Genomic DNA, 12,019 nt, shown 5'->3' with positions numbered 1-12,019 from the left:
CTTGGGGGGTGTGCATAATTCACCCCCGTCGACACGGCGATGTTATTGCCTGACGGCCAAAAGGCTACGTAGCTCAGTTGGTTAGAGCACATCACTCATAATGATGGGGTCCCCTGTTCGAGTCAGGGCGTAGCCACCAGGATTTAGACAGCGCCCGCTGACTTTGGTCAGCGGGCGCTGTCGTTTCAGCATGTCTGGTTCCAGGGCGTCCGGTGTCAGCCGGTGTCGTCAGAGCGATGTCGCCGTGATGCTGTCGGCGTCAGGCTGGGGCGCTATCCAAGGTTGTGAGGCGGATCAGCGAGTTAAGTCGACCTGTCCGGCAATAAACCTTCAGGTGGGCTTGACGATCTCGGCGTGATCCGTATACTACGCCCCGTGCTCAAGGCGATTCCCCGATAGCTCAGTTGGTAGAGCAAATGACTGTTAATCATTGGGTCACAGGTTCGAGTCCTGTTCGGGGAGCCAACCTTCAAGGTTGATCCCGCCTCTTGCACCGACAATTCAAGGTCATTCCCCGATAGCTCAGTTGGTAGAGCAAATGACTGTTAATCATTGGGTCACAGGTTCGAGTCCTGTTCGGGGAGCCATCTTGGCGCAACGTTATGATGCTCCGTACCTTGCAAGAATTGTCGCCCGGCTCAAGGTCGTTACCTGACGCCATTTAGCGCTGCATCATTTAGCAGTGAGCTATTTAGCACTGCACTGTTTAGCACTGCACATTGTCGTTCCCCGATAGCTCAGTTGGTAGAGCAAATGACTGTTAATCATTGGGTCACAGGTTCGAGTCCTGTTCGGGGAGCCAGTGCATTCTGCGCTATCTAGCGACACTCCTGAGTTTGCTGCCTTTCTTTTCCTTCCTTGCCTTTCGTTATTGTCCTTGGAATTCTGGGCTTTCCTTGTCGGTTTTCGGTACCTGGCGTTAACGATCGCGCGCTCGTTTCGTCCATTTTCCGCCTATTTGTCATGTCCTGCTCGCGTTGCGTGCCTGTGGTGCTACCTCGTCTTGCTCCGCCAAACTGACTGCCTCTATCCTGTTTTGCATACGGTTATTCTGGATACCAGGTTGCTCCCTCTAGCGCTGAAACGCGACGGGGCGCCGGACAACCACTGCGAAAGGGAAGACCCCATGACAACCTCGCAACAGTCGTCGAAAACGCCCACTCTGACCCTGCACATCGGTCATGAAGAGCTGATCATTCGCCAGCGCTATGAGGTGCTCAGCATCGTCAACGACCTCTTGATCGGCACCTGGTTTATCATCGGCAGTATTCTATTTTTCTACGAGTCGCTTGCCTATATAGGGACCTGGCTGTTTCTGATCGGCAGTATCGAGATGATGATACGCCCGCTCATTCGCCTTGCCCGGCGGGTGCACATCCAGCGCCTGCACCCTGAAGCGCCTGCCGCGGTGGATGCAGGCCATGACTATTGATCCGCCCTTGTATCGCTGCCTTGTTCGCTCGTTGGCAGCGGACCTGGTTGACGGCGGGTCTGATTGGTAGGGCGGGAGGTGTCTTGGCCCAGGGGGTGCGGTGCCCATCAGTAGAAGCAAGATCGCCCTCGCTGCCTGTGGCAGCGAGGGCGATGTCGTTTCTGCGTGGGGGGATGGGGAAGATTCGCCAGTGTGCGACTTGATCCCCTCAGCCCATCGCCGCTGCACGGGTTCTGGCCCGCTTGCGCAGGGCGATGATGATGGTGGTGCTTAGCAGCAGTACGGCAATCACGATCAAGCTGGCGCTGATCGGGCGAGAAAAGAAGATGCTGAGATCCCCCTGGGACATGGCCAGCGAGCGCCGCAATTCGCTTTCAGCGATGGGGCCGAGGACCAGGCCGAGAATGATCGACACCAGCGGGAACTTGATCTTCTCGAGAAGAAAGCCGAGGACGCCGAAACCCAGCATCAGCCACACGTCGAACATCGAATTGCGCACCGAGTAGGTGCCGACGATGCAGCACATCAGGATGATCGGGCCGAGTGCCGAGTAAGGGACGTTGAGCAGGCGGGTGAACAGCTTGATGAACGGCTTGGAGAACGCCAGGATCATGAAGTTCACCACGAACAGTCCGGCGAATACGGCATAGATCAGGTCGCTTGAGGTCAGCATGAACATCGGCCCCGGCTGCAGGCCATGCATGATAAAGGCGCCAAGGATGATCGCGGTAGTGCCGCTGCCCGGAATGCCCAGCGCAAACAGGGGGACCAGGGCGCCCATGGCGGCGGCGTTGTTGGCGGCTTCCGGTGCGGCAATGCCTTCCGGTGCGCCCTTGCCGAACTTTTCCGGATGCTTGGACCAGCGCACCGTCTCGCTGTAGCTGACCATGGCGGCGGTGCTGGCGCCGATGCCGGGCAGAATGCCGATGATCACCCCGAGAATCGACGAGCGCGACAGAGTCACCCCGATCTTCTTCAGGATGGGGGCGTCGAAGATCTTGATCTTGACCTTGGTCAGCGGCTGTTCGGCATCCCGGGAAAGTGAACGCTTCATCACCTCGGACACCGCAAAAAGCCCGACGATGACGGGAATCAGGCCAACCCCTTCCGCCAGGTTGAGGTTGTTGAAGGTGTAGCGACTGGTGCCGGTAAGAGGGTCAATGCCGATGGTGGCGATCAACAGACCGAGGGTAGCCCCGATCAGTCCAAGGATCAGCCTGCCGCCCAGTGAGGCGACCACGGTCAGGCCAAGAATGGCCAGGGCAAAGTACTCGGGCGACGAGAACTTCAGCGCCACCGAGGCCAGCAAAGGGGGTGAAGATGATCAGCGCGATGGTGCCGACCAGACCGCCGATGGCAGAACTGAGCACGCCGATACCCAGGGCCTTGCCCGCTTCCCCCTGTTGGGTCATGGGGTAGCCGTCGAAGGCTGTCATCACGGCTTCCGGGGTGCCGGGTGCGCGGTAGAGAATGGCGGTGATCAGCCCCGAGAACACGGTAGAGCCGTAGATGGCCGTCAGCAGCATGAACGCCTGGGTCGGATCCATGCCATAGGTGACCGGCAGCAGGATGACCACCAGAATCACACCGCTGATGCCTGGCAGGGCGCCACCGATAAAGCCGATGAAGACGGCCGAGGTCAGAATCAGAAGGTTCAAGGGCTGGAAGACCACGCCTAGCCCACTCAGAAAACTCTCCAGCATCGTCAGCTCCTGGGAAGCACGGGTAAAAGATCGTATCGACTGAGGGTCATGGCAACGGTATGCCCAGCAGGGTAGAGAACACGCCCTGTATCAGCACCGCTGCAATGACCACGGTGGCCAGCAGGGCGGCCCAGTGGCGCGCGCCGAGCAGTAGCGTGCAGGCCAGGGTGAACATGACGGTGGCCAGCAGGAATCCGGTGACGGGCATCAGCAGCGTGTAGGCCACGGTAGCCCCCATCACCCACCAGTGGCGGTAGGCCGCGATAACGCCTGACGCTGAAGGGGCTGCCGAGCTGTTCAGCTCAGTTGGCGCGACCAGTGGATCGTCTGCCGTGGCGTTGGGCACGTCAGTCGCTGACTCTGGGTCGCGTTCACGACTGAGGCCTTGCTGGGCTTCCTTCTTCTGGGTCAGTCGCGTGCTCACCAGCAGAGTGGCCGACAGGACGATCAACAGCAGCAGCAAGGACAAGGGCCACAAGCGCGGGCCGATGAAGGTCGAGACGTCCTCGGAGCTGGGGAAATTCAGGGTCGGTACCAGCGTGATGCCGGCAAGGACCAGCAGCAGGACTGCAAAGACGGTGAACTTGGTATGCATGGTGAGGCTCGGTTCACGATGGGGCAGAGCAGACCGCTGTCTCTGGCCCCGGGGTGGGAGCCGGGCATAGCCCGGCCCTCATGGGGGTGGCCGTCACGGCCCTGACGAGCCGTTGCGGCGCACACCCGGTGTACAGATCAGTTGTTTTCCAGCAGGCGCGTGTACAGCTCCAGGTTCTGCTCGAGCTTCTCGCGGTAGGCGTCGCTACCCAGCCAGCCTTCACGGTAGTGCAGGTTGACGCGCTCTTCGTACTCCTGGTACGTCTCGGAGTCGTAGACGCCCTTCAGGGTGGTCTCGAGTTTTTCGACGATGGCGTCAGGCGTGTCGGCGTGGACGAAGATGCCGCGCTCGTTGCCATCGGTCAGGTCCCAGCCGTTTTCCACCGTGGTGGGAATGTCCGGGAAGTTGCCCAGGCGCTCTTCCGCGAAGACCAGGATCGGCATCATCTCGCCGGATTCCATGTAGCTCAGGACCGAGCTGATTTCACCGAACAGGCCATCGATGTTGCCGCCCATGACGTTGGCCGCCACGCTGCCTTCTTCGTCATAAGGGATGAAATTGATGTCCAGGCCCGTGGCGTCACGGAATGACAGGAAGGCCATGCGGTCCGGGCTTGCTGCGTGGGTGCCGCCGATGATCACTTCGCCGGGATTGGCCTTGGCGTGCTCCATGAAGGCGTCGAAATCGGCGTACTTGTCCGGATCGACGATCAGGGTCATCACGTCGGACTGCATGCGCGCCACCGGCGTCAGCTGGTCGAGGCCAGTGGGGTTCTGGCCGGCCGCCAGCGAGGTCACCAGGGTGGACGAGGCGAAGTCCAGGGTGTGGCCATCGGCGTCACCATTGGCGGTGCGCTGGTGAGCCAGTGCCCCGGATGCGGATGGCAGGTTGATCACCGTGACGCGGGTATCCATGGCCTCTTCGAGCAGCGGCTTGATGGTGCGCGCGAAGTTGTCGGTACCGCCACCGGCGCCGGCGGCAACCAGGAATTGCAGGGGCTTGGACGGAAAGTCCGCGGCGTCATCGGCTGCGAAGACAGCGGGACTGGCAGCAGCAAGGGTCAGGCCAAAGGCGCTGGCAGTAAGGACGAGATGTCGGCTAAGCATGGCGTTCTCCGGAAGGATTGTTGTGGTTAGGCGTGGGCTTTAGCCCGTTGAGTGCCAGTGGGTTCGGCCCGACGTCAGGCCGGCGACGAAATGTGTTCGGCAGTCGAGAAGAACATCGCATCCTGCTCACGGCGCAGCGTCAGCAGAGTCGACTCGGGAAGCGTCACATCGGCCAGGGTAATCAGCTGTCCTGCAGCGATATCGCGCTTCAGCGTGGCGCCTGGAAGCAGGTAGAACGGCACGGGCGTCTTGGCGACCAGGGCTGAGGCCGGGTGCACCTCTGGCTGAAGGCCTGCGATGTGTCGGTGGTGGCCCTTCATTTCCAGCGCCTGGCCGCCTTCCAGCGGAGCCGTCGCCCTTGCGACCAGGTCCACTGCCGGGCGGGTCGCCTGACCGCCGCCGGAGGGCAGACCCTTCAGCACGGCGTCAAGCAGGGAGATCGGTGCTTCGAGGCCAAGCAGGTGGCGCGGCAGATAGACCATGGCGCTCTTCTTGCTGCGACTGAGGATATGCCCCTTGCCTTCCAGCACCTGCCAGGCGTGGTCATCTTCACAGCGAACGACGACAAACACGCCGCCGGCAAAGCTCAGCTCGTCCGGGCGGCGCAGGCAGTTGAACACCTCCAGGCGGCCACTGCCGGAGAGCACGCCACCATTGGCCTCCAGGTCCAGCAGCGTCGGCACTTCGTGGGTGCGCAGCACCAGGGCATGAAAGGCAGGATCATCGGGCAGCAGGCCAGTGGCGTTGGCCACATTGGTCATCTCGCACAGATCCGGAGCGGAGATCTGCGGAATGGCGTTGAGGTGTTCGCCCCGTGCACGCACCACGCTGCGTTCATCGCCTTCTGGCAGTGTCCACAGGTTGGCCATGTCCGGCGCGTCATAGCGAGTGCCGTTGCACCAGATCGCCTGGTCGTCCTCATCCCAGACAAAGTCGTATTCACTGCTCTTGCCGGCAGCGATGATGTCGAATCCCAGTGTCTGCGCCCAGCTGACCAGGCCAATCAACAGGCTCGGCTGGTCACCGTCCAGTGGTGTGAACAGGCGATTGTGACGATTGCCCAGGCGGGTCAGGTAGGGACCGACCACGGATTCTGTTTCCTTGGTAGCAATGCCGACATGCTTACCTGCCTTGAGTGCGCTGGCAGCGTGAGCCGCACCCGCATTTGGTATACCAGTGCTTTCCACCAGGATATCGAAATCCAGGTGCTTGACGATCTCCAGGTCACCGGTCGCCAGATAGTGGCCAGCCTGCCACGCAGCCGAAGCCTCCTCGGCAGAATGGCATACCGCGATTCGCGAAAGCGGAATTCCTGCCTTTTCAAGGGCTTCTGCTGCTACTGCGGCGTTGATGTCGACCGCGATACGCGCATTCATGCCCGCCATCTGCTGGGCCTGACGGAGGATGCCTCGGCCAAAGTCGCCGGCACCTGCCACGCAGGCTTCGACGGTAGCGGCGGTATCAAAGTGGTGTAAGTAGTTCATGTAGTGAGGCATCTCCGTGCTGGCTGGCCCATTTCGCCCCGCTGTTGAGGGGCAGCCATGCTCGCTTCAGGCGGCGGGCTGGGTGGGGCGAGTGGTTCATGGATGCTGTGAAATTTAGTGGTATACCATTTTTAAGGTCAAACCTTGGGCACCTAGACCTTGGTAGTAATTCCTGTGTATTTAGGTATAAGCACATGAAAAATATGCGATTAAAAGTTTGCGTCATAACGCGCCCAAGTTTGATTGAGAATTTTTGGTATGCCATTCTTATCGCACCTCAGGATCATGATGGCGACGACGATGGATGAAGCGGCAATGGACCCACGGGAAGGGCTGGTAGAGAAGGTGGCGAACTACCTTCGCGAGCACATCGTGATGGACCATTTTCAGCCCGGGCAACGGCTGCCAGAGCGCAAGCTGGCCGAAGAGCTGGACGTCTCACGTACCCCAATGCGCGAGGCCTTCAAGATCCTCGCGGCCGAGGGCCTGGTCGTCATTTCCCCGCGGCGAGGCGCCGTGGTCGCCGACGTCAGCCCCCAGGACGTACAGGAAAAGGCCTACGTGCTGAGCGTGCTGGAGCAGTCCGCCGCAGAGCTCTGCTGTGCCAATGCCACCGACGATGACATCGCCGAACTGCAGGCCCTTCACTTCGAGATGAAGGCCGCCTTCCTGCGTCGCGACCGGCAGAACTATTTTCGTTTAAACCAGGCGATTCATAACCGCATCGTCGCGCTTTCCGGCAACAACTCACTGATCGAGATCCACGCCACCCTGAGCCGACAGCTCTATCGCGTGCGTTACCTCTCCAACCTGAAGAACGAAAAGTGGTCGGTGGCCATGGAAGAACACGAAGCGATCATGGCCGCCCTGGAAGCCCGTGATCCTACGCAGGTGGGTAATGAACTACGCAATCACTTGGGCAAGACGTGGATGAAGTACGCCAACCCCGCAGCGGAGGAGGAGGGCGAAACCAATGTGGTGGAAGGCGACGCGAACCCTCAAGCCGGCAGGGCGTAATAACGCACTGGCAAGACCCATGGCGTCTGTCTGTATGCGAAAGGGCGGAGCCAATTGCCCCCCGGCAAGTTGATGCGCTGAATTCAGAGCGATTTCTGCAGACGAGGTCGATGCGTCCGTATGTCCGGATAAAAGCCAGAGGTGCCACGCCAGGCAAGATGTCAGTCAAAGAGCGCAATGCAGTAGAGTAAGTGACTACTTGCTAGCGTTGGGCGTCTCAGTTCAACCGTATTTTATCCACTCTCATCTCCATCTTCCGCTACGAATACAAAGAAGCGTCTAGCTGCGTTATTTCTGAATTTCAACAGCTTGTAAGCCCTAAACTAAAAAACTCGTAAATTCTTTCCCATTCCACGCATATTTTGTCTATTCTGCTCTTATTGGCATATACCAAGCCATGAAAGTGCCGGTTAGAGCACGACAAAACGATCATGCGTAGGGATAGGAAAGCCGACTATGGCCAAGGGATGACCAGCCAACGCTAATCTGACGTTACATGCAGCACGACGCCATCTAATTGGCGGGATGCTGCGTACCCGGTTGCCCGCACTGACTCCCCCTTCTCCTGATCGCACAGCGGCCTTCGTCGCACTGGGTGGTCATTTCCCGTGGCCGCTGTGGCGGTAGCGTGGCTGTTTGGTAGTGCGCAGGTGATGGGGATCTTCTCGACATGCCTGCGCCGTTTCTCTGGGTGCAGTATTCATTCGTGTATACAAAAAAACGCACAGGATTTAAAGGCATGCTCGACATGATGCATTAGTGCCCGGGGTTGTTGCGCACATGCGCTTTAAATTTACGGCCAACCAATTGCTTTGTAATCGCTAAAGAGCGATTTTGGGCGAGCGCGCTTTGAAGATGAGCATGCACATTTTATTCCGGATTGCTCAGACGTAAAGTGGAGAAGTTACGTAAGAATTCAAAGATATAGGCTGCAATTTAGGTGTGCTCATGCGGAAGCGAAGTGAGCATGCCTATGAATAAAAATGTTATGTGTCCAAGACGTAGAGGAGTGTCATGTTAAAGAAGATAACAGACTGGTACGACGGAGAGATGAAAACGTACGATGACCCGCAGATTATTGGAATTTATACCGATAGGCACTGGACCTCGGATATTGCTCATTCAGTCGTTGAGTTTTACTTGGCTCACTGGAAATGGCTGTGGGGTTTCGGTGCATCACTACTTAGTCTATACATCGCATATCTGGGGTTAAGTAAAGGTGCGTAAGCTGCAACACATAACAAGTCAATCAACTTCGCGCCTACGGCGCCGGACGCAGCAAAGCCGCGCCGGTTATTGAGGCGTTATGTGACTTTAGAGATGTGCTCGGAAAACAACTCAGAACTGTAATCGTTGGATGCAAGTATAGGAGCTCGACTAGGTTGTGAGTGCTTCTTCAGATGGAAAATGTGATGAATGCGGCAGTAGCTATTTAGCTGAAGCATCGAAAATGAAAGATTTATGCCCAGAGTGTTCACATATAATTTATGGATATGCGAATTGTGAATATGACTTTGTTATCGGTTAATGTAAACATTGCCACTGGGGACGGCACAACATCAGACATCAGTGAAAGTAAAATTACAGATGGAGAATAAGAGGTTGAAGTCACATAACAAGCGCATGCAACCGACGTCTGCTACGCAGGTCACGGCGGATGCGAGGCGTTAGATTAGACTATGACTCCTGAAGAAATACTAGACTCCTTAGATATTCACTTGAAAAAGGGAAACGATATCGAGCTGATACTGCTGAAAGGGCATTTGATTTTGGAGCAGGCCTTAAATGAGCAGCTTTCTTTGCATATTAAGGAAAAAGGGAAACTTCAAAGCTTAGGGCTGATGTTCAATAAAAAAGTCGATCTGCTGGTGGCACTTGAGGACGGCGACCCGATGGAGTTAGTTGATTCAGTTAAGCATCTAAAGGAAATCAATAGAATTCGAAACAAGCTTGCACACCAGCTTGATTTTCAAGATTATCACAAAGACTTGAAGGCATGGGCTTGTGCCGTGCTACGATATACGCCAAAAACGATGAATAGAAAGTCAACATACAATAATATGGTTCGTAAAGCATTTTATTTTCTTACTGGCGCCCTTATTGGCAACTCGTATGTCCGTATGCAGCTTGCTAACGAAGAGTCTAACAAGCAAAAGCAGGCGGACGCATAAATGCTCCGCTGTTTTGGGCGTTAGGCATCACTAGGAATCAAATATGAAGTTTTTAAAAGGAGCAAAAGATTTCGCAAGGAATCCATTGGGGATCATTGCGTTATTCATTTCTTTGATTTATGGCTTTGCAAGTTTACTGCTCGACTCAGCTGCTGAAAGCCTGACAGTCGCCGAAAGATGGCCGCTAATAATATTTATAGTTGTATTTCCAGTTCTTGTATTAATTACATTCTACAAGTTGGTAATAAACCATCATGGAAAATTGTACGCTCCAGGGGATTTTCAGGATGATAAGTCCTTTTTAAGAACACTCACACCAGAGGAGCAGGAAGAGAAGCTAGAAAAAGAAGTTACTGAATCCCTTTGCGTAGATGAAGAAAGCGAAGAACTAAAGCCGCAAAGAGCTCCTATAGCTAGCGCAGATGCCGAGCTTGAAGAGCGTCAAAAATCCCATCGGGAATTCCGTGAGGAATTGAAAATTATTGAAAGGTCGGTCATTAATCACATTGCTTCCGAGTTAAAGGTAGATGCTGAAATAAATATTGGTATTGGTGAAACCGAAGCAAAATTTGATGCATTTTTGCAAGCTCCATCCGGTAAGTTTACCTTCTTAGAAGTAAAAGCATTCCGGTCACCACATACTCTAATGATGGTGCTGGACCGAATTTTATATCAAGCGGTAATTGCCGACCGATACTTTGAATCAAAATTCAAACTTATTCTCGCTGTCGTGTATTACTTTGAGGAAGAAGAGATTGAGCGAGTCAAAAGAATGTTGAAGAAAAAGGTTGATCGTTGTCCTGTGGATATTGAGCTTAGATTCCTCCCTCGCAGCAAGGTTATCAATGCCTAGCAAGCGCATGTCGTCGGACTGGTATTCCGCTGCGATCCAAACCAGCCTAAAATGCGGACGTTATGTGTGTAGTTTCAGGTCCCGAGAATAAATCCAATCAGAAGCAGGGGGAGATATGAAAGTTCTTATTATCGCAATCGTTCTTACTTTGGTTAGCGGCACCGCTCTAGCCCACGGGGGCGGGTGCCGGAAAAGTTCTTCACCCGGGCAGTGTTGCCATATGGATAATAGCGTCGGAACGGTTCATTGCCATTAACTGTTAATAGCAGAACCCACACACCTAACAAGGCAAGGCAGGCGATGCAAAAAAACCGCACGCCTGCTGGCGGGCGTTATGTATATCCGCAGAGTTAATACATAGATTGGATGGAGGCATTAAGCTTGAGATTTTCGAGCATTAAAAACATGAAAAATAATTTGCTAAATGTTGGTTCATCGGCAACGGAGCTGTCTCAAGCCGCAGAATCATCTATTGATTTGTTTATTGAAAGTGAAGCACTAGCTGAAATTCCATTTGTTGAGTATGCGTTTTCAATAAAAAGCGCAAGAGATAAGTATCTAGTCGCTAAAGTCACGCGAAATTATGCAAATTTCATAAAGTCGGCTTCACAGTTAAGTGAAGTTGAAGCTCTTCACTTCCTTAATGAGATATTTGCAGATAACGATAAAGCTGAAGAGGCGTCTGAAACAATCTTTGATATTCTTACGGAAGCTGAGCGTCCATTAAAGGCGAAGGTCTTGGGCAACCTGTGTGTACATTTTGCGAAGAACAATATTTCACTAGATGACTTTAATACATTAACTCAAGTAATGCGCGCGGCTTCTTTACCCGCCTTGAGAGCAGTTAAGTCATTTTTAGAAAGCAATCAACATAAGCCATATCGTAATGCTATGGGGCAAAATGAGTATGAGGCTTTGCTTCAATCAATGGGAGTTGCTGTAAGAAACGGAACTTCTTTTAGGTTAGATAGTTGGGGAGTTATGCTTGCATATTATGGTTTTAATATCCAAGTTGTTGGCTTTGAACGAGCAATGGAACTTAGAAATCGAGTGTCATAAAATTTATATAATAAATAATTCAAGAGTGATTCCCAGCGCTTGGCATTTTCAGTTCAAGGTTGGGTATCGTGTTTACGGTGCACTATGTTGGTTTTATGGCAGAGTTGCTCACACCTTAACAGGGCGTTAGATAGCTATATCCCACACTAGAACCCAACTATCGTGAGGTCGAGTGCGGCGACCATTCCATCTCGTATTTGCTCTAGAGTGCCGATGTGCGCTTTTAGAAAGCTGATAGGCAGTGATGCGATTTGTGGAATAAGAATCAACGATTCTTCGCTGTCGAAGGTCTTCTTTGGCGTAGTGCGGTTCAGCCCTTCTCCGTCCTGGCCAGATTTTCCTCCAAAGGCCCACAATTTGGGTGGCCTGCGCCGATAGGATATCGCTCTGTAGCTCCAGAAGGTAGGGGTACATCCTTTTCGTCGACGCGCTGGGGTTAGCGTACACGTCGAACTGGGGCATTAGAATGTCCTGTACTCTTCGGCGAGGCACCCATGCTCAGAGACAGCATCGTTGTAAGCTTTGATAGCGTTGCTGTTCTCCCTCTGCCATTGCTCGGCTTCGCTCTCGGCGAGCTTTGCTTCCAGTGCTTTCTATAG

General features: G+C 54.2%; 12 protein-coding genes and 4 tRNA genes. 9 read left to right on the top strand and 7 right to left on the bottom strand.

Annotated elements, in window-relative coordinates:
- Positions 1 to 62: 62 nt before the first annotated feature.
- From KUV72_RS13120 to KUV72_RS13100, 5 genes are all read left to right on the top strand, one after another.
- Positions 63 to 139 (top strand) — tRNA-Met (locus tag KUV72_RS13120).
- Between the two features lie 250 nt (positions 140 to 389).
- Positions 390 to 465: transfer RNA gene (locus KUV72_RS13115), tRNA-Asn, on the top strand.
- A gap of 46 nt (positions 466 to 511) precedes the next feature.
- Positions 512 to 587, top strand: a tRNA-Asn gene (locus KUV72_RS13110).
- Positions 588 to 726: 139 nt separating this feature from the next.
- Positions 727 to 802, top strand: a tRNA-Asn gene (locus KUV72_RS13105).
- A gap of 324 nt (positions 803 to 1,126) precedes the next feature.
- Positions 1,127 to 1,432: a YrhK family protein gene (locus KUV72_RS13100; protein WP_222238711.1), complete on the top strand. Its 306-nt coding sequence runs from the start codon at positions 1,127 to 1,129 to the stop codon at positions 1,430 to 1,432.
- A 208-nt stretch (positions 1,433 to 1,640) separates the two neighbouring features.
- Here the strand turns inward: KUV72_RS13100 and KUV72_RS13095 are convergent, their stop codons facing one another.
- From KUV72_RS13095 to KUV72_RS13080, 5 genes are all read right to left on the bottom strand, one after another.
- Complete coding sequence (locus KUV72_RS13095; RefSeq protein WP_315857900.1) at positions 1,641 to 2,687, bottom strand: tripartite tricarboxylate transporter permease; 1,047 nt, start codon at positions 2,685 to 2,687, stop codon at positions 1,641 to 1,643.
- On the bottom strand, positions 2,590 to 3,135 hold the full coding sequence (locus KUV72_RS19900) for a tripartite tricarboxylate transporter permease (RefSeq protein WP_261317484.1): 546 nt from the start codon (positions 3,133 to 3,135) through the stop codon (positions 2,590 to 2,592). Before KUV72_RS19900 ends, KUV72_RS13095 begins: the two co-directional genes overlap by 98 nt.
- Before the next feature lie 46 nt (positions 3,136 to 3,181).
- Positions 3,182 to 3,730, bottom strand: a complete 549-nt coding sequence (locus tag KUV72_RS13090; RefSeq protein ID WP_222238710.1) for a tripartite tricarboxylate transporter TctB family protein — start codon at positions 3,728 to 3,730, stop codon at positions 3,182 to 3,184.
- 137 nt (positions 3,731 to 3,867) lie between these two features.
- A complete protein-coding gene (locus tag KUV72_RS13085; protein WP_222238709.1) occupies positions 3,868 to 4,836 on the bottom strand; it encodes a tripartite tricarboxylate transporter substrate binding protein in 969 nt (322 codons plus the stop codon).
- A gap of 74 nt (positions 4,837 to 4,910) precedes the next feature.
- Entirely contained in the window at positions 4,911 to 6,320 is a 1,410-nt protein-coding gene (locus KUV72_RS13080) for a flagellar biosynthesis protein FlgA (RefSeq protein WP_222238708.1), read from the bottom strand.
- 288 nt (positions 6,321 to 6,608) lie between these two features.
- Here KUV72_RS13080 and KUV72_RS13075 point away from each other — a divergent pair, with 288 nt between their 5' ends.
- The 4 genes from KUV72_RS13075 to KUV72_RS13060 all read left to right on the top strand — a co-directional run bounded on the left by KUV72_RS13075 (position 6,609) and on the right by KUV72_RS13060 (position 11,420).
- Positions 6,609 to 7,337 (top strand): GntR family transcriptional regulator, encoded by a 729-nt coding sequence (locus KUV72_RS13075; protein ID WP_261317483.1) that lies wholly within the window; start codon positions 6,609 to 6,611, stop codon positions 7,335 to 7,337.
- Positions 7,338 to 9,016: 1,679 nt separating this feature from the next.
- Positions 9,017 to 9,508 carry a hypothetical protein gene (locus KUV72_RS13070; RefSeq protein WP_222238707.1) on the top strand — a complete coding sequence of 164 codons (492 nt, stop codon included), beginning with the start codon at positions 9,017 to 9,019 and terminating at the stop codon, positions 9,506 to 9,508.
- Between the two features lie 43 nt (positions 9,509 to 9,551).
- Positions 9,552 to 10,361: a hypothetical protein gene (locus KUV72_RS13065; protein WP_222238706.1), complete on the top strand. Its 810-nt coding sequence runs from the start codon at positions 9,552 to 9,554 to the stop codon at positions 10,359 to 10,361.
- 405 nt (positions 10,362 to 10,766) lie between these two features.
- Complete coding sequence (locus KUV72_RS13060; protein WP_222238705.1) at positions 10,767 to 11,420, top strand: hypothetical protein; 654 nt, start codon at positions 10,767 to 10,769, stop codon at positions 11,418 to 11,420.
- Positions 11,421 to 11,546: 126 nt separating this feature from the next.
- On the opposite strand, the gene KUV72_RS20085 is transcribed toward KUV72_RS13060, so the two are convergent.
- Together KUV72_RS20085 and KUV72_RS20080 are read right to left on the bottom strand one after the other, a co-directional pair.
- The gene (locus KUV72_RS20085; protein ID WP_222238704.1) at positions 11,547 to 11,882 is read right to left on the bottom strand and encodes a CcdB family protein; all 336 of its coding nucleotides are present in this window, start codon (positions 11,880 to 11,882) and stop codon (positions 11,547 to 11,549) included.
- Positions 11,882 to 12,007, bottom strand: coding sequence for a type II toxin-antitoxin system CcdA family antitoxin (locus KUV72_RS20080; protein WP_222238763.1), 126 nt, complete (start codon positions 12,005 to 12,007; stop codon positions 11,882 to 11,884). Before KUV72_RS20080 ends, KUV72_RS20085 begins: the two co-directional genes overlap by 1 nt.
- Positions 12,008 to 12,019: the final 12 nt, after the last annotated feature.

It is taken from the genome of Halomonas sp. DP4Y7-1, assembly GCF_019800705.1.
Lineage (GTDB): Bacteria > Pseudomonadota > Gammaproteobacteria > Pseudomonadales > Halomonadaceae > Halomonas > Halomonas litopenaei_A.
This window is presented reverse-complemented; position numbering and strand designations above follow the sequence as displayed.